The 16,784-nt window shown below is 62.7% G+C and carries 14 protein-coding genes and 2 pseudogenes; 9 read left to right on the top strand and 7 right to left on the bottom strand.

Going from position 1 to position 16,784, the window contains the following annotated elements; genetic code table 11:
* Positions 1-581 precede the first annotated feature (581 nt).
* Positions 582-665: pseudogene (locus tag AC2EAL_RS12250) on the top strand (IS6 family transposase); the annotation flags it as partial.
* Between the two features lie 19 nt (positions 666-684).
* Here the strand turns inward: AC2EAL_RS12250 and AC2EAL_RS12245 are convergent.
* Positions 685-2,325 (bottom strand): hypothetical protein, encoded by a 1,641-nt coding sequence (locus AC2EAL_RS12245; protein WP_484724510.1) that lies wholly within the window; start codon positions 2,323-2,325, stop codon positions 685-687.
* Positions 2,326-2,500: 175 nt separating this feature from the next.
* Between AC2EAL_RS12245 and AC2EAL_RS12240 the strand changes: the two genes are divergently transcribed.
* From AC2EAL_RS12240 to AC2EAL_RS12205, 8 genes and pseudogenes are all read left to right on the top strand, one after another.
* Positions 2,501-2,764, top strand: coding sequence for a hypothetical protein (locus AC2EAL_RS12240; RefSeq protein WP_484724509.1), 264 nt, complete (start codon positions 2,501-2,503; stop codon positions 2,762-2,764).
* A gap of 9 nt (positions 2,765-2,773) precedes the next feature.
* Positions 2,774-3,139, top strand: a complete 366-nt coding sequence (locus AC2EAL_RS12235; RefSeq protein WP_484724508.1) for a response regulator — start codon at positions 2,774-2,776, stop codon at positions 3,137-3,139.
* Positions 3,140-3,141: 2 nt separating this feature from the next.
* The gene (locus tag AC2EAL_RS12230) at positions 3,142-5,199 is read left to right on the top strand and encodes a chemotaxis protein CheA (RefSeq protein ID WP_484724507.1); all 2,058 of its coding nucleotides are present in this window, start codon (positions 3,142-3,144) and stop codon (positions 5,197-5,199) included.
* A 13-nt stretch (positions 5,200-5,212) separates the two neighbouring features.
* On the top strand, positions 5,213-5,722 hold the full coding sequence (locus AC2EAL_RS12225) for a chemotaxis protein CheW (RefSeq protein WP_484724506.1): 510 nt from the start codon (positions 5,213-5,215) through the stop codon (positions 5,720-5,722).
* A 12-nt stretch (positions 5,723-5,734) separates the two neighbouring features.
* Positions 5,735-7,636 (top strand): annotated as a pseudogene (locus AC2EAL_RS12220) (methyl-accepting chemotaxis protein); the annotation flags it as partial.
* 471 nt (positions 7,637-8,107) lie between these two features.
* On the top strand, positions 8,108-8,644 hold the full coding sequence (locus AC2EAL_RS12215; protein WP_484724505.1) for a chemotaxis protein CheW: 537 nt from the start codon (positions 8,108-8,110) through the stop codon (positions 8,642-8,644).
* A gap of 7 nt (positions 8,645-8,651) precedes the next feature.
* Complete coding sequence (locus tag AC2EAL_RS12210) at positions 8,652-9,518, top strand: CheR family methyltransferase (RefSeq protein WP_484724504.1); 867 nt, start codon at positions 8,652-8,654, stop codon at positions 9,516-9,518.
* Between the two features lie 3 nt (positions 9,519-9,521).
* Complete coding sequence (locus AC2EAL_RS12205) at positions 9,522-10,616, top strand: protein-glutamate methylesterase/protein-glutamine glutaminase (protein WP_484724503.1); 1,095 nt, start codon at positions 9,522-9,524, stop codon at positions 10,614-10,616.
* 772 nt (positions 10,617-11,388) lie between these two features.
* On the opposite strand, the gene AC2EAL_RS12200 is transcribed toward AC2EAL_RS12205, so the two are convergent.
* The 6 genes from AC2EAL_RS12200 to AC2EAL_RS12175 all read right to left on the bottom strand — a co-directional run bounded on the left by AC2EAL_RS12200 (position 11,389) and on the right by AC2EAL_RS12175 (position 16,684).
* Entirely contained in the window at positions 11,389-11,643 is a 255-nt protein-coding gene (locus tag AC2EAL_RS12200) for a type ISP restriction/modification enzyme (RefSeq protein WP_484724969.1), read from the bottom strand.
* Between the two features lie 85 nt (positions 11,644-11,728).
* A complete protein-coding gene (locus AC2EAL_RS12195) occupies positions 11,729-12,400 on the bottom strand; it encodes a response regulator transcription factor (RefSeq protein WP_484724502.1) in 672 nt (223 codons plus the stop codon).
* Positions 12,401-12,517: 117 nt separating this feature from the next.
* A complete protein-coding gene (locus AC2EAL_RS12190; protein WP_484724501.1) occupies positions 12,518-14,104 on the bottom strand; it encodes a sensor histidine kinase in 1,587 nt (528 codons plus the stop codon).
* 217 nt (positions 14,105-14,321) lie between these two features.
* Positions 14,322-15,140 (bottom strand): polyphosphate polymerase domain-containing protein, encoded by an 819-nt coding sequence (locus tag AC2EAL_RS12185; RefSeq protein ID WP_484724500.1) that lies wholly within the window; start codon positions 15,138-15,140, stop codon positions 14,322-14,324.
* A 33-nt stretch (positions 15,141-15,173) separates the two neighbouring features.
* A complete protein-coding gene (locus tag AC2EAL_RS12180) occupies positions 15,174-16,103 on the bottom strand; it encodes an esterase-like activity of phytase family protein (protein ID WP_484724499.1) in 930 nt (309 codons plus the stop codon).
* Between the two features lie 8 nt (positions 16,104-16,111).
* Positions 16,112-16,684: a DUF4956 domain-containing protein gene (locus AC2EAL_RS12175; protein WP_484724498.1), complete on the bottom strand. Its 573-nt coding sequence runs from the start codon at positions 16,682-16,684 to the stop codon at positions 16,112-16,114.
* Positions 16,685-16,784: the final 100 nt, after the last annotated feature.

The following is a 16,784-nucleotide window of genomic DNA, read 5'->3' as shown; positions in this document are numbered from 1 at the left end:
GACCGTTTCAGTCTCGGATGAGATTGGTGGATCTGGGATCGGCTGCGTTTGTTGAGCTTGTTGCGGTGCTTAGCGACACCCAGTTCTCGCTATCGTACGTTGATTGGACGAGACGTCGGCATAGACAGGACCATTTCAGGTGGTCTTGCCTCGGGCCTCTACTCGCGCACTAATCTCTTTCATCTTCGCAGGCTTGCGGCGGACGCGCCGTAAGCTGACGGGCGAGGACAATTTTGGGGGCCGCCCCTGTGATCGCAAAGCTAGATGGGTAAAAGAGGAACGCGGTTTTCTTGCTGGCCCTGCGCGACCGCGGGGTGCGGTTCGTGGCCGTGCACATGCCGGAGGCGAGCGACCTGACCGCGGGGATCATGGCATTGGTCGCCCAGGCCGAGCCGCGAGGCGATCTCGCGGCGGACGAAGGAGGCGTTGGCCGTGGCGAAGGCGCGTGGGGTCAAGCTGGGGAACCCGAACGGGGCTGAGGGCCTGCGGCGTACACTGGAGGCGGTGTTGCTTTGCGTCTGGCCGGGTGTTGTCAGAAGAACTTCCCTTGAGACGAGCCGGGCGCCCGGCTAGCGTTTTGCATGACCGGAATCTCCCCTTTTAGGTACTACAAGACTAGCCCCGAGATCATCCGTCCGGCGGTAATCCTCTACATCCGGTTTCCAGGTCAAGCGTCACGCGCAATCAAAACAGGACTGATGCGAGTAGATCGGCATCAGGATCGGCACTGACTGGCGTCCCTTGGGCCGCCTGCAACGGTTCGACCTCAGGGTTTGTCTCTTCCGGCAAGCCAAGCAGGCGGCGGTGTACGACCCTTTCCGCCTCCATCGTGTAAAGGTCGAAGCAATGGGTGAGAGGGCCCGATCCTGCAGGCACTAGGCGCGGCAAATCTTCTGCCAGGCGGCTCAGCTCGTCGGCTGTCGCCGCGATCCGGTCAAGGGCATCTTCCGCCTGGAGGAGGGCCGGATTGAGCGTCCGCAAGCTATTGCTCGCCGACAGTCGCAAGTCGTCCAGCTCGGCGAGGGCTGCACCGGCAGCGGAAATCGCCTCTTCTGTTTCTGCCATTGCCTGCTGGAACAATTTCACCTTGCTGGAAACGGAACTAAAGACGGCAAGATCCTCGGCCTTGGTCAGTTCGGCCATGGCAGCTTCGCAGGCAGCAGCAACTCGAGCGCAAACTGCGGCTTGTTGCTGAACGTCTACAGACAGGACATTGATGGCTTTCCGGTGCCTGATGGCAGACCGTGCCAGAAGCGCTGCGTTGAGGGCCGCGATGTGAATTGCGCTTGTTGACTTGGCAAGGGACGCGAAGCGGCGAGCCCCCTCTTCAGCGAGTTCCCGAAGTGCGGCGCTTTCGCCGGCCGCACCTTCAGTTGCCTGCAATGCGCTTTCTGACGCCTCGGCCAGGGAACTGAGTAGCGATCGATTGAGTTCGACCACACCAAAAGCCTGATTTTCGGTCGTGTTACGGTCCGCCGATAGGGCGCGACCTGACTTTGCAGCCATGTCCTTGATCCGGGAAAGGCTTGCCCGAGCCTCCAACAGCGTATCGCGCGTGGCAGCAACAAGAGCATCGATCTGCGCGGCGGCTAATGCAGACTCTGCCTCCCCCCCGCGCGAGAGAATTCGCCGAATATGGTCAAGCCTCTGCGCTGCAGCGTCCGAAAACTGCATGGCCTTTACGAGGTTGTCCATTTCCGCCGCCAGCATCGAAGGAAGCCGCTCTGAAACTGCACCGACACCGTCGATCGTGGCCATAAACACACGGTCCTTTTCCGCCCGCTTGCTTGCATGGTTGCGCAGGGCCACCCCGACATCTGAAAGCGCGGCATCTGCTTGCGCAAAGAGTTCGCATGCCCGTTCTCGGCGCCTACGCAGGGCCGCTACGGCATTGCCGACGAATGATGCATCCTGAAACAGTGCGTCGCTGAGCAACCGAAGGTCGCGGACGTAATCTTCAAAGCCGCTTACCCCAAGCGATCTTGTGGTGATGAGCGAAAGACTGGCGACTGCATTGAGCGTCCGGGTCTGTGCCTCCATCGCGTCGACAGCATTCAGCGCCGCAGAATAGGCCGACTGGATGCGCGGGGGAGTTGCTTCGGCGCAAGCTGCGCCCAAGGCAGCCTTTACGCCTTGCGTGGCTTCCTCAACGCCATCAATCACCCGGTCTTGAGCCCGTTGTTCGTTCAGGACGCGGTCGAGCTTTCCCAGACGGGCGATCAGGTCAAGCAAACCCGCGCGCGAAGCCGACAGTACGTCCACCACTCCGGCGAAGCCCGTCTCCATCTGGATCGCCGACGCATCGAGCGCCGCATGCACAGTCATGGTCGTGCCGCCCCCTTGCCGTATCGTGACAGGCACAGTTGTGCTGCAACTTCTTTAGATTCGGTAACCCAGCGACGGGAAAACGAATCAGGTACGAGTTAACCGATTGGAAAACCCTTCCGGTTAGCACTGCGGTCATCGTGGTGGCCCTGACACGGAAGGGAACAGCTCTCCAATGGTATCGACGCCCGACAGAATGTTCATGGTGCGCTCCGACTGCGACCATATTGGCGCAGACGATCTTCTTGCCGCGATCAGACAGCAAGTCGAAGCAGCATCGCGAGAGACTCCGCTTGCACTCGACCTGACCGAAGGACGCCCCACCGCCATCGCCCTGCAGATTGCAGCGTCGGCTGCGCGTTCGCTGGTCCGCAAGGAAGCCTTTGCCGGCTACGGCGAGACGGCCGCGCAAATCCTTTCTCCCGAGACCGACCGCTGAGGAGCCGCCATGTCGAAGACCATCCTTTCCGTTGATGACAGCAAGTCGATCCGCGACATGATCGACTTCACTCTTGCTCCGCTTGGTTACCGGGTGATCGGAGCCGAAAACGGGGCCGAGGGGCTGAAGAAGTTCCAGTCCGAACCCGTCAGCCTGGTTATCACCGACCTGAACATGCCGGTCATGAACGGGATCGACTTCATTCGTGAAGTGCGCAAATCGTCACGCGGTTCGTGCGTGCCGATCATCATGCTGACGACCGAGACCAAGCCCGAGATGAGGGAGGCGGGCAAGGCCGCGGGTGCGACGGGCTGGATCAACAAGCCGTTCGACAGCGCGATGCTGGTCGCGGTTGCTCGCAAGCTGGCGGGTTGACCATGGCCGAGATCAACCCTGCAATTGCCACCTTTGTCGAAGAAGCACGCGAACAGATCGAAGGGCTGGAAGCGTTGCTTCTCGACCTGGAACAAGGCGCCACGGCCGAGGCTGTGGACTCGGTTTTCCGGGTGCTGCACACGGTCAAGGGATCGGGATCCATGTTCGGCTTCACCGAGCTGGCCCGGTTCACCCATCACTTCGAGGAGGCCTTCGACCGCGTACGCGACGGGCTTATCGGTGTAGAACCGCGCCTTGTCAGCCTGTCGCTGCGGGCGCGCGATCACATGCGCGCCCTTCTAGAACTTGGTGGCGACGGGCCAGAGTCGGTGAAACTGGCCGCAGGCGCCGGGGCTGTTGCGCTGATTGCTGAACTTGAGGCCGTCGTCGGTGCCGCAGCCGCGAAGGTCACGACCGGTGACGCGCAGGCGGCCGGTCTGACGCCAGCGCCGACCTCGTCCGAGCGGGTGTGGCGCGTGGCGTTCCGTCCTGACTCGGGTGCCCTACGCAACGGGATGCGCCCTGATCTGCTGATGGCCGAACTTGCCGGTCTCGGTCGGGTCCTTACCGAAACGGTTGATGTCTCTGCCGTGCCCGACCTTGAAGAGCTCGACCCGATTGCCTCTTACCTTGGCTGGACCATGCGGATTGCCACGGCGGAACCGCGGGCGGCCATCGACGCCGTGTTCATCTTCGCCGACGATGCCGAGATTGCCATCGCGGATGAGGGCGCGGCGACCGCGGAGTTGACGGACGGCATGGCTTCTGATCCGGACGCGCAGAGCGACCCGGACAAGTTAGAGGTCGGTCCCGCGCCGCACGCGGCAGCGTCGGCCGCGACTGCGGCACCGCGTCCAGAGAACCTGCCAAGGACGGTCGAGCCAGTTGGTGAGACGATCCGCGTCCCTGCCGGGCGCCTGGACGAGATCGTGGATCAGCTTGGCGAACTGGTCATTGCACATGCCCGTCTGAACCGCCTTTCCGACCGGATCGGAGATTCCGATCTGGACGCCCTGTCCGAGGAAATGGGGCGACTGGTCAGCAGCCTGCGAGATGCCACCTTGGCGATCCGGATGCTGCCGATCGAGTCGGTCTTCGCCAAGTTCCGCCGGGTTGTTCGCGACCTCTCGGCCGAGTTGGACAAGGACGTGACTCTGGTCACCGAGGGCGGCGAGACCGAGATCGACAAGAACGTCATCGACCGACTGACCGAGCCGCTTGTGCACATGATCCGCAATTCGGTCGATCACGGCATCGAGTCCCTCGATCGCCGCCGCGCCGCGGGCAAGCCCGACAAGGGCATCGTCCGCCTTGCCGCCAGCCAGGAAGGGGGCGAGGTGCTGATCCGGGTCTCAGACGACGGCGGGGGGCTGAACCTTGCCGCCATCCGCGCAAAGGCCACAGCCCGTGGCCTGCTCGCCGAGGATGCGCAAATCAGTGACAACGACCTGCAGCAACTAATCTTCGAGCCCGGCTTCTCGACCGCGCAGACAGTGTCCAAGGTTTCAGGCCGCGGCGTCGGCATGGATGCCGTCAAATCCGCGATCAGCGCCTTGAGGGGTACAATCGAGGTAAGCAGCCGCCCCGGCGAAGGCACCGCCATCACCTTGCGCCTGCCAGTGTCGCTGGCCATCATCGACGGCCTTCTCGTGCGGCTGGGCAGCGATACCTTCGTCCTGCCGCTTTCGTCAGTCGAAGAATGCGTGGAACTGGCCGATGTCGAACGTCGACGCGAAAGCGGCCGCACCATGCTGCAAATCCGCGAAAGCCTGGTGCCCTGGCTTGACCTTGACCATGTCTTCAACCTCCAGCCCAGTGCGGTGGAACGGCGCCGACTGGTCGTCGTGCGGTCCGAAGGCCTGCGGTTGGGCCTCGTTGTCGATGACATCATCGGACAGCACCAAACCGTCATCAAGACCTTCTCAGCCTATCACCGGTCTGTCCGTGGCCTGTCCGGCGCGACGATCCTGGGCGATGGCACGGTTGCGCTGATCATCGATGTCCCCTCGCTGGCCCGCAGCGCGCTGGCCGGCAGCCGTCCCCGCGCAGATGCGGCCTGAAGGAGGATCGCCCATGTCCAGTGTCCAATCCACAGCCGCCCTTGCCGATGACGCCACCGAACAGACACTTCTGATCTTTGTCCTGTCGGGCGAGTCCTTTGCCCTTCCGGTTTCGGCCATTCATGAAGTGATCGATCCGCTTCCGGTGACTAGGGTGCCGAATGCCCCACCGCATGCGCCAGGCCTGATCAATGTGCGCGGGATCGTGACGCCGCTCGTCGACGTTCGCTTGCGGCTGCACATTCCCCAACCCTCTCGCACGGGAACCCGGCGCCCGGGGCGCATCATCGTGCTGGAATTGCCCGTCGGCGGCGCAATGACCCGGGTCGCGATCCGGGCCGATGTGGTGCAGGAGGTGATTGAAGTGCGATCATCGCAACTGGAACTCCTTCCCGACCTTGGCGCCCGCTGGCCCGCCCAGTTTGTCCGCGGCGTCGCGCGCCATGACGGCACGCTCGTAGTCCTTCTTGAACCCGAAACCCTGTTTGCCCCGGACGCCGACCGTCCGGCTGCCCCCATCTGACGGAGAGTTCCGATGCGCATAACCTTGAAATTCAAACTGCTGTCGGCCTTTGCCGCCGTGCTTGTCTTGTTGGGGATCGTCGCCTGGGTGGCGATCAGAAGCCTGACGCATGCGAACGACCGCCTGACCACTCTAATCGAATTCGAGTTCGAAGAGTCCACGCTTGCCAACCATCTCTCTACTGAAGTCCTCAGCTATTCCAACTTGATCAACGCCCACATCATTTCGTCAGACGATGCGGCATTTGCAGCCATCGAAGCCACGATCGCCGAGGAACAGCAGCGGCTTGACGGGATCGTTGCCAAGCTTACGACCATGGCCGACAGCGAAACAGGTCCGATCATTTCCAACTTGGCCGAGCTGGTCGAGCAGCTTGATCAGAAGACGGCTGAGATCATCCCCGTTTCGCGGGCGATGACCAACACAAGAGCCGCGAAGCTGAGCTTTGGGGAAGCGCGCGAGATCACGACGGAGATCCGGCGCGTTCTCGCACTGATGCTTGAAAATGCGCACAGCGCGGATGGCACAGCGATCATGGACGACCGCCTTGAAGACATTCTCTTGCAGATCGAGGCTGCCCTGAACGAGATGACGCTGGCTGAACGCAACGTCATTCTGATGACGGATGCGGACGAGATTGCCAAGCAGGGCGAACGCCGGATCGCCGCGCGTGACAGGCTCGACACCTTGGTCGCGCAGCTTGCAAACCTGGCCGGCCCGGGCCTGCGGGACGAACAGGTCCAGTTGCAACAGGGCGTTGCCGAATACTTTGCGCTGTCGGACGAAATCGCCGACCTTGGCACGCAGAACACCGAGGCCGTCGCTACCCAGATGCTTGAAGCGAACGTCGCACCTGTGGTCGCCGCTGTTATGGATCGCGCGAACGAACTGCTGGAACTGACCGCAACCGGCATGCAAGCGGCAAAGGTCAGCGCACTGGAAGAGGGCGCCGCTGCGCGGAACACCCTGCTTGCTGCAGCGGCCCTCGCGGCAGCAGTAGCCCTGACTGCAGGCATCTGGATTTCGTTGTCGATCAGCCGCGGGTTGTCGCGTGCGGTAACCGTGGCGCAGGCCGTTGCCAAGGGCGACCTGACCGTTGACACCCATGCCACCAGCCGCGACGAGATCGGTGATCTGATGGGCGCGATGGGCGACATGAACGGATCGCTCAAGGTGATGGCAAGCGTTGCCGAGAAGATTGCCGGGGGCGACCTGACGACCGAGGCCAAGCGCCGGTCCGATGCCGACACGCTGGGCATCGCCTTCGAGAAGATGTTGGCCAAGTTGCGCGACGTGATCTCGAATGCAAACGTCAGCTCGGGCGGCGTGGCCGAAGGTGCCCAGGCGATGAGTGCCACCGCCGAGCAGCTCAGCCAAGGCGCAACCGAACAGGCGGCTGCGGCGGAAAAGGCTTCGTCGGCGATGGAGGAGATGACCGCAAACATCCGCCAGTCGGCTGACAATGCAGCCCAGACCGAAAAGATCGCCATGCAGGCCGCGCGCGAGGCCGCCGAAAGCGGCAAGGCGGTGGACGATGCCGTCAAGGCGATGAAGACGATCGCCGAGAAGATCAACATCATCCAGGAGATCGCGCGCCAGACGGATCTTTTGGCCCTGAACGCGGCAGTGGAGGCTGCACGGGCCGGCCAGCACGGCAAGGGCTTTGCCGTCGTTGCCTCGGAGGTGCGCAAGCTGGCCGAACGCAGCCAGCAGGCTGCGGCAGAGATCAGCCAGCTGTCGGGCACCACGCTGGAAGTCAGCCAGAAGGCGGGCGAGATGCTGACCTCCCTGGTTCCGGCGATCCAAAAGACGTCGGACCTCGTGCAGGAGATCAGCGCAGCGACCGCGGAACAGACGATCGGCGCTGACCAGATCAACGGTGCGATCCGTGAACTGGACGCCGTGATCCAGCAGAACGCCTCTGCCTCGACCGAAGCCGCCTCGGTTTCGGAATCGCTCGCGGCCCAGTCCGACCAGCTGCGCGGGGTGATCTCGTTCTTCACACTTGGGACGACCGACCGACTTTCCGCCGCGCATTCCCGGCCCGCCACAAGCCTCCGCCGTGGCCGTTCTGGGGTACGTGTGTCTCATTCGGCGGGTGGCGGCACGACTGCCTCTGCCGAAGCGCAGTCCGAAAGCGCGCGGCGCCACGCGACGAACGGCCATGGAAACGGATATTCGAACGGCGTGCATATTGACCTTGGCAGTGACGGGATGACCGACGCCGACTTCGAACGTTACTAGGCGCTGGCCTGCCCGGCCGCCGACAACCGGCGCCTTGCCACAACCACGTCAACGGGCGCCAATCCGCCCGTTGACCGAAGGCCGCGCCGACCCCGGACCCGGTGCCTGTCTCTTTCTGCCACCAAGAGGAACCCGAAAGTCATGGATCTGCCCGGACCCAATACTCTAAAGGCTAGCCCGCCCGATTTTGCCTCCAGCCAACCCGGTCCAGATGTGGAGGAACCGAAAACCTTTCTGACCCTGCGGCTTGGAGGGCAGCACTTCGCGCTGTCCGTGGCACCTGTGCGAGAAATCCTCGATGAGCAGCCGTTGGCAACCCTGCCCGAAGCATCATCCGATGTGATCGGCCTGATCGACGTACGGGGTGAAAGCGTAATGGTGATGGATGTGTCGCGACGCTTGGGTGTGGTTCCCGAGGCGGACCATAACCGCAGGATCGTTGTCCTTGAACGCCCGGGTGATTTCGGGAGACCGGTGGGAGTTCTGGCAGACCAGGTCCTGAGCGTGGTCGAGATCGCCGCAGCCGACATCGAAGACGCGCCGCGCTCACCAGACGCTAGTAGGGCACCGCGGTTGCTTCAAGGCATTGCCCGGCTGGGAGGCAACATGGTGCTGGTTCTCGACCACGTGGCGCTTCTTGGCGGAGGAGACGACGACGTCTTCGACTTCGACCGGTGACGACGCCATGACACTGATGGCCGCTCTAGGCGCGCCAAGCGGCTCGCTGACAGCCGACCAGGCGGCCCTTGTCTGCCGCCTCGCGCGGGAGCATGGCGGGCTGGCCATCTCGCCTGAGAAGCGTCCACTGCTGGAGCAGCGTCTTCAACGTCGTCTGCGGGCAACGGGGTATTCTGACTTCGGACAATACATCGCCGATCTTCTGCGTCCTGGCGCAGCGGCAGAGGTACAAGCGTTAATCGAGGCACTGACGACCCACACCACAGGGTTCTTCCGCGAATCCGCACAGTTCGATTGGTTGCTTCAGACCGGGCTGCCGCGACGGCTTGACGAGGGCGCCGGTCGCGAATGGCCGATAACGGTGTGGAGTGCCGCCTGTTCAACCGGAGCCGAGATGTGGACTGCGGCAATGATACTTGACCGGCTTTCGCTTGCCGGAGGACGGGCGCTCCGCTGGCGCGTCATCGGTAGCGACATCTCGGTGGCGATCCTGGAACGCGCACGCCATGCAATCTACAGCGATGCTGACATTGATGGGCTGCCTGAGGATTACCGTCGGGCCTACCTAATGCGCTCGCGCCAGCAGCGTGGCAATGGCCATCTCTACCGCGTCGTACCTGATCTGCGCAGCAAGGCGCGTCTCTATGTCGCCAACCTTGTTCAGGCAGCGCCTGCCCTTGATGCGCCCGTTGATGTAGCAATGCTGCGTAACGTGCTGATCTACTTTGACGAGCCCGGTCGCGCCGCTGCAGTGAGCAATGTAACGTCACAGATTCTGCCGGGCGGCTTTCTTCTGACAGGTCATACCGAAAGTCTTAACCCGGTGCCGCCCGGCCTTACCCAGGTCGCGCCGTCGATCTACAGGAAAGCCTGAGCCATGAACGCCGCCCTCCGCCGCCCCGTCCGCGTTCTTGTCGTCGACGACAGCGCCGCCGTACGGCAAGTGATGACGCAGGTCCTGTCCGCCGACCCCGAGATCGAGGTCATCGGCACGGCCGCCGATCCTTATCTGGCGGTGCGCCGGATGCGCGAGGACCGCCCCGATGTAATCACACTAGACGTCGAGATGCCACGGATGGATGGCATCACCTTCCTGCGCAAGATCATGGCGCAGGATCCGATACCGGTAGTCGTCTGTTCTTCGCTGGTCGGCGACCGCAGTGAAACCATGATTCAAGCACTCGAGGCTGGGGCAGTCGAAATCATCTGCAAGCCCGAGATCGGCGTCGGCCAGTTCTTGCAGGAAAGCCATGAGCGACTGCGGCTGGTGGTCAAGTCGGCTGCGGCGGCTCGGGTAGGTCGGGCCAGGGCCGCGTCGCCCACTCGGGCCGTTTCAGGCCGCCTGACTGCGGACGCCGTGTTGCCACCGGTTTCCGTCAATTCCCCGATGGCGCGCACGACAGAGCGTATCATCGCCGTCGGCGCATCGACCGGTGGAACCGAGGCGCTGCGCGACCTGCTGTGCGCGATGCCCGAGGATTGCCCGGCCATCGTGATCGTGCAGCACATGCCCGAACACTTTACCGCAGCCTTTGCCCGACGGATGGACAGTCTGGCCCGCATCTCGGTGCGTGAAGCCGCCGACGGAGATCGCCTCTTGCGGGGGCACGCCCTGATCGCGCCGGGCAACCGTCATTGCATCGTCGTGCGATCGGGCGCCTACTACAAGGTCGAAGTACGTGACGGACCATTGGTGGCGCGCCACCGCCCTTCGGTCGATGTGCTGTTCCGTTCGGTCGCGCGCGCTGCAGGACGCAATGCAGTAGGCGTCATCATGACCGGCATGGGGGACGACGGTGCCCGAGGTTTGAAGGAAATGCGAGATGCGGGTGCCCGCACCCTCGGTCAGAACGAGGCATCCTCCGTCGTCTACGGTATGCCCAAGGAGGCAATGCGGCTTGGTGGCGTTGAAGAGGAGCTTGATCTTGACATGATTCCTGCGGCGGTTCTGCGCCTTGCGTCATTGGGCTGATCCGCGACCGCCGACGGGGAAGCCGGGACTGTAGACTTCGCCTGCTGAATCATGAAGCGCATGGGTGATGTCAAAGGAACTTGGTTTGAGCCGACCCGGTGTGGCTCGTTAATCTTCTTGCGTGACGGATAGTCCCCCATTCCGCTGCTTCAAGAGGCGACACGAGATCAACTGTTTGGTGCTCACCACCTACATCTGCGTCCTGATTCCGCTGAGCAAAGGCGAGTGCAAGCTGCAACACTGCGGTGTTTGGAACCGCTACTACTGCGCAAGCCCCATTCAGTCTAAGCAATATCAATGGTTTACAGGTGGAGAAGGTTGGATATCAGGCCCATCCCCTCCGCCATTACCACCTGAAGATAAACAGGATTTTGCGGTTTCCCCGCATTACCCACTAAGAAGCCCATCAAATCAAAACCCCTTGCCTTGGGTCTATCACTCAAGGCAGCGCTTTGCTGTTTCTGGGCTTTGGGCAAGGAAGAGGCAGGACACGGCATTGTCGCGGGCCGTTTTCAGATCGCTGACTTCCCCTTCCACGTCGCGAACATTTCCCCTCCAGGTCTCCAACGTGAACCTGCAGCGCGTCGTGGGCATCAGCAAGGTTCTTGCCTGCTTGTCGAAGGGTCTCATGGTCTTGCAGCAGCGCATTGTAGTCCAAGACGATACTGTCGTGGGCCTCCACGCATTGATCAACGTCCGATTTGCAGGCAAAGCCCTTGCATGAACCGGTCGGTTTCGGACAGCATTTTCGGGATGCGCTTGTAGTGCTTGCCTACGTCGAAGCTGAGTGCCCTGCCCTTCCGGTCCTTAAGCCATCCTGGGCGGGATGGTAGCCGACGATGTTGAAGGTCCAGCTGACCGCAGAGATGGGCCTGATGGTGGTAGGGTCGATCAGGTGCAGCTTGTTCAAGCCGGTCCCCTTGGCCGAGACGACCCAGATCCCATCCGCGGTGCCGGGCCCGGGGATGCGACGGAAGTCGATCTTGAGGAACTCGGCACAGGTGGCGCGGTAGGCCGGGCAGCGCAGCCGACTGATCGCTGGAACCCAAAGAAAGGGTAACGGCTACAGAACCTTGTTCGCACTCATCAGTCCGGATCGATCAATCGAAGTTTTAAGCATCAAGCCGATATCCATAATTCCGGATCGTCGCGATCATGCCTGCCTTGTCCAGAAGCTTGCGCCGAATTCGACTGATCGTCACATCCACGACATTGGTCAGCGGGTCGGCCTCCATCCCCCAGACGGAATTCAACAAGCGTTCCCGGGCCAGTACGCGACCGGGGTTCCGCATCAGGACCACAAGCACTTCGCGCTCTTTCGTCGACAGATCAAGTTCGACACCGTCGCAGTAGACCCGCATTGATCCCGTGTCGTAGCTTAGCGGCCCGACAGTCACGGCACCTTCCTGCGACACCATTCCCTTGGCCCTGCGGCGGTGCAATGCGTCGATCCGTGCCACCAGCTCGTCAAACTCGAACGGTTTCGGAAGATAATCGTCCGCACCGGTGCGAAGGCCCTTCACGCGGTCATCAGTCGAACCCAGGGCACTGAGCATCAGGATCGGCACTTCGTTGCGAATGCTGCGCAAGTGGCGGCACATCTCGTCCCCGGACATGCCGGGCAGCATCACGTCGAGAAGCACAACGTCATAGCTCTCCATTTTGAGCTGTTCCAGACCATCCTCTGCACTGTTCACGATGTCGACCATCCAGCCTTCGGGCCGAAGTCCGCGGCGAACGAAATCTGCGACGCGCGGCTCATCCTCGATCATCAGGATCTGCATGGTCGACCTGGTCCCTCGTTATGGCTGCAGGCTTTGGACGTCGATCATCACATGATGAAACGCGGACCGCGCCTGCCGGGGTGTCATATTGCTGACATAAACGGCTGGCGTGCCGGACTATTCCGCCCGTCGGGCAGGAATTTCTTCGGTCGGCGACTGCACGCTGCGCAGGGCCGTGGAAAAGCGCAGGCGGACAACCAGCCCGCCGCCTTCACGATCCGACAGATCGACGCTGCCGCCATGCGCCGCCATGATCGACCGCACGATGGGCAGGCCCAGCCCGGTGCCTTCGACTCCGCTGCTTTGCGCGCCCGATCCTCGGAAGAAGCGGACGAAGGCCTGGTCTTTCTCGGCGTCGCTCATCCCCGGCCCATCGTCCTCGACCAGGATGTCGAAGCCGTCCGAACCGCGTTCCACCCAGGCCCTGACCGTTCGCCCGCCATAGCGCAGCGCATTGTTCATCACGGCCAGCAGGCATTGCCGCAACCGGACCGGATCGACCCGGGCCGGGGCCGGTCGACCCAGCCGCAAGACCTCGACCTTCGCGAGGGCCAGTCCGGCCGCATCGGCCAGTGCCGCGTCAAGATCGACATTGCGCAGGTCAAGGCGGAGCTGCCCCGCCTCTTCCCGCGCGACCAGGAGGAGGTCTTCAACGATCCGGTTGGAATGGCGCGCGGCATCGCGGATACGCGAAAAGGATTCCGACACCGATTGCGGATCGACCTGCCCACCCCGCAGTGCGATGTCGGCCTCGCCCTGGATGATGGTCAGGGGGGTGCGCAGTTCGTGGCTGACATCCGCCATCATCTGGCGGCGGCTGGCCTCAACCTGTTCGAACCGCGTCAGGATCGTCTGCAACTCGGCCGTCCGCTCTCCCACCCGGCTTTCCAGCTGCCGCGCCTCACCGCGCAGGTCGCGTTCGCGCGCCGCGATCTCGGCCGCCATGTCGTTCAGCGTCGTGGCCAGATGCCGGAACTCGGTTGCCCCCACGGCAGGGATCGGAGTTTCATAAGCCCCGCGCCGGTAGGCCCTTGCGCCCGTGACCAGATCAGCAAGAGGCCGGGCCACTGTGCGACGATAGATCAGCAGGACTGACAAGGTGGTCACCATCATCGCACCCAGGACACCCGCGGCCAGCACTGCCACCAGCTGTCGGAATCTGGCCGCGCCTTCCAGCGCCTCGCTTACCTCTTCGCGCTCGCCTGCTAGGGCGACGTCGATCATGTCGGAGAGTGTGCGGTCGATGTCGCGGTCCAGCAGTTGGACCAGGTTCTCCCGACCCGAGGTATCGGAGCTGGCAAGGTCCTGCAGAACCGTTTCGTAGCGTTGCACGACATCCTTGATGCCACGGTCCAGCGTTGAAAGAAGCTGCAGCTCTTCCAGCTCTTCTTCGCCATCGAACTCGATCTCGCGGGCGATGATGCGCTGAATTTCCAAAAGGTTCGCTTCGATCTTGCCCTTCACCTCGGTTTCCAGGGCCGACCGGTCACGATCCCCGATCAGAAGCGCGTCGGCCTTTTCCTTGAAAAGCTGGTATAGGTTCGACTGCAGTGCTTGATGTTCGGCGTAGGACGCATGGGCCAGCGCGATCCGGTCCTCGATCGCCGAACTTCGCAGGACGACCCAGAATGTAAGCCCAGCGCAGGCGACAGCCCCGGCCACAAGCACGGCAGAGACCAGCGACAAGAGCAGGGACAGGCGCATCTTCGACGGACCCAAGTCCTCTTGAAGCGAGGACAGAGAAAGAGCCACTTCAAACCTCGTGCGTAAAGCTGAACCGTGACAGCAGGGTGACAGGCTGACGACACGGCGTCCGGAATACAACAATGTTGACCGGCGGCGATCCCGTGCGCCACCGGCCAACACCCTTTGCCATGGGTCCCTCTCCCCAGTCGGGGCCCCGGCGCGGGATCGAGTACCCTCAGGCCGCGGCGAGGTGCAGGGGTTCGGCCCGGGCCGGTGCCAGGGCCACCGCTTCACCCAGCCGCAGCTGACGCATCGCCGGAAGAAAACGGTTGTGCCGGTCAACGAGGCCGAGGGCCGCCATGCCGACACAGTATTTCGAGCAGTTCTTGGTCGGGTGCAGATGTTCGGACCGCAGGATCTTGTCGGCAATGCCGTTGCCCTTGGCCGACTTGGTTTCAAGAATGAACATGTCCGGCCCGGCCTCGCGTTCGCGGTTGGCCGCGCGGAAGGCAAGCCGGGTGTCGATGGTCATCCGCTCTCCGCCTTCGCGCGCGACAAGAGTGATGCGTTCGTACTCCATGCCGATCACCGGCATTAGCGGCCGACCAAGCGGGGTGCCATAAAGCTCGGAATGGCAGGCGTCGATGAAGGCCAGGCTTTCCGTGCAAAGGTTGTGCGAGGGCTGCGCCAGTTTCAGCCGCTTCTTCACGGTGGCGTCGCGCACATCCTTCAGCTTCACCTCAAGATAGCTGAAGCCGGCATCGACATAGTTCCGGATGCGCACCTTGCAGCGCTTGCGGCGGCCTTGATGGTGGTCGTAATAGCCTTGCGCCTGCGGGTCGTCGAAGTAATCCGTGGCGTAGGTGAAGGCGCGCTTGCCGCCGATCTCCAGCACATCGAAAAGGCCGGCAAAGGCCGCAAAGGCGGGCAGCAGGCGCTCGGCCGGGACGATATACTTGTTGTCCAGCCGCTCCAGCATGGCGGCCTTGCTGTTCAGGCCGTCCAGCGAAATCGTGCCGAAGCGGGACAGGCTTTCTGCGATGCGTTCATCCATGGTCTTTCCTTTCGGGGCCAGTGTGCGGGGGGGCTATTCAAGGCGCAGCAGGGCGAAGACCGACCGGATGCGCCCGTCGATCTTGTCGTCGCTGACGATCAGAAGGTGGCCGTCCGGTAGCAGGGCCAGACCTTCGAAGTCGGCGTCGCTGATGTCTGGCACCGGAATCGGCGTGGACGTTCCGGTGCAGGACGCAGCAGCCAGGCAGGCCGCAAGATCTGCGCGGCGCAGGTAGGGGTAAAGCGCGTCGGAGGCATCGTCGCGCGTCCGCTCCAGGATCAAGAGCGTGTGGCCTACGATCTCCATGCCCTTGATGCTGATGGATTCCGTACCCGGCAGGTCCATGGCGATGACACCCGCCTGCGTGCTGTGAAGCCGGTGGTCGTTGCGCAGCTCGCCCATCGCGGGTTCCTCCAGCATGGCCAGGAAACCGGTCGCCTCGGTCCAGGCCAGGGCCTCGATGCCGTCCTTGGGACTGGACTGGCGCGTGGCGTCCTGCAAGCCGGCGGGAAGCTTTTCGTGCCGCAGCCACGCCCCGGACTGGTCGAACACAGCCAGGGCGGGGCCGGACTCGCTGACGATCGCGATCGTCCCGTCCGCCAGGAGCGCCGCGCCCTCGGGGTTGAAATCCGCATCGCGAACCGGATTGCCCTCGGGGCCGGTCAGAACCTGAAGCGTCTCCGGAAGGGTCAGGGAAAGACGGCCGCCGTCGGTGGTAACGCCGATCCTGGCCAGGTAGCCCCGGTCGGACACGGCGATGACGCCCCCTCCGGCAGGATCGGCGACAAGGGCCGAGAACTCGCCGAACTTCTCGCCATCGACCCTCAGATCCTCGACCACGACGACATCGACAAGGTGCAGGTCCTGCCCAAGGGCCGCGTGGCCGGTCATGGTGGGGGCCGCGAGGGCAAGGCTGGCCAGGGCGATGCGGCTGTTCCGCACAGGCCGGTAAGGAGGGGACATGGGCGCGCTCATTTGCGGTAGAACACGCTGATCTGCGCCATGTCGGTGATGTAGTTCAGCGCGACGATCTGATAGCTCATCACCTTGACCCCCAGCCGCGACGACAGGGCGTTGCGCATCTTGTCGGGGTCGGACAGCGCGTCAGGGTCGATCTTGTCCAGCGTGACCTTGATCCCGTCGACCGACTTCAGGATGCGCGGGTGGTCGAAGACATAGGCGCCCAGAAGCACCAGCCCGATCACGAAGCCCACGAAGGGTAGCGTGGTGCCCTGGATCGAACAGATGACGGCGATGGAGATCGAACCGAAGAAATAGGTGATCTCGATCTTGGAAATCTGTTCTGACCGCAGGGTGAACAGCGCAAGGATCGCAAAGAGGCCAAAGCCTGCGGCCAAGGAGAATTCGACCATTCCCAGGATCGACAGGACCCCGAAGGCAAAGATGTTGAACAGCGACGCCGCGGTGACCAGTTCCTTGTCGCGATAGCGCGGGTAGAACAGGCCGAAGACAAGCAGCGTCATCGCAGCGATGTTGATCGCAAATCGCAGGATCAGGTCAGGGTTCAGTAGGTCGGTCAGCATGATGGTCCTCGCATGAACGGCCCGAGTTTGGACCGGGCATGCAAGAAACCTAGGCAGCCAGAATGGGGGCGGGCTTGCCCGTTCATTACAGTTTCATGAC

Source organism: Tabrizicola sp. T74, from assembly GCF_057219935.1.
The sequence above is the reverse complement of the archived record's forward strand: the minus strand, read 5'-3'. Positions and strand labels throughout refer to the sequence as shown.

Bases quoted from the DNA above. Each gene is read 5' to 3' on its own strand.
- AC2EAL_RS12245 (WP_484724510.1), bottom strand. From the start codon at position 2,325: ATGACTGTGCATGCGGCGCTCGATGCGTCGGCGATCCAGATGGAGACG.
- AC2EAL_RS12240 (WP_484724509.1), top strand. From the start codon at position 2,501: ATGGTATCGACGCCCGACAGAATGTTCATGGTGCGCTCCGACTGCGAC.
- AC2EAL_RS12235 (WP_484724508.1), top strand. From the start codon at position 2,774: ATGTCGAAGACCATCCTTTCCGTTGATGACAGCAAGTCGATCCGCGAC.
- AC2EAL_RS12230 (WP_484724507.1), top strand. From the start codon at position 3,142: ATGGCCGAGATCAACCCTGCAATTGCCACCTTTGTCGAAGAAGCACGC.
- AC2EAL_RS12225 (WP_484724506.1), top strand. From the start codon at position 5,213: ATGTCCAGTGTCCAATCCACAGCCGCCCTTGCCGATGACGCCACCGAA.
- AC2EAL_RS12215 (WP_484724505.1), top strand. From the start codon at position 8,108: ATGGATCTGCCCGGACCCAATACTCTAAAGGCTAGCCCGCCCGATTTT.
- AC2EAL_RS12210 (WP_484724504.1), top strand. From the start codon at position 8,652: ATGACACTGATGGCCGCTCTAGGCGCGCCAAGCGGCTCGCTGACAGCC.
- AC2EAL_RS12205 (WP_484724503.1), top strand. From the start codon at position 9,522: ATGAACGCCGCCCTCCGCCGCCCCGTCCGCGTTCTTGTCGTCGACGAC.
- AC2EAL_RS12195 (WP_484724502.1), bottom strand. From the start codon at position 12,400: ATGCAGATCCTGATGATCGAGGATGAGCCGCGCGTCGCAGATTTCGTT.
- AC2EAL_RS12190 (WP_484724501.1), bottom strand. From the start codon at position 14,104: ATGCGCCTGTCCCTGCTCTTGTCGCTGGTCTCTGCCGTGCTTGTGGCC.
- AC2EAL_RS12185 (WP_484724500.1), bottom strand. From the start codon at position 15,140: ATGGATGAACGCATCGCAGAAAGCCTGTCCCGCTTCGGCACGATTTCG.
- AC2EAL_RS12180 (WP_484724499.1), bottom strand. From the start codon at position 16,103: ATGTCCCCTCCTTACCGGCCTGTGCGGAACAGCCGCATCGCCCTGGCC.
- AC2EAL_RS12175 (WP_484724498.1), bottom strand. From the start codon at position 16,684: ATGCTGACCGACCTACTGAACCCTGACCTGATCCTGCGATTTGCGATC.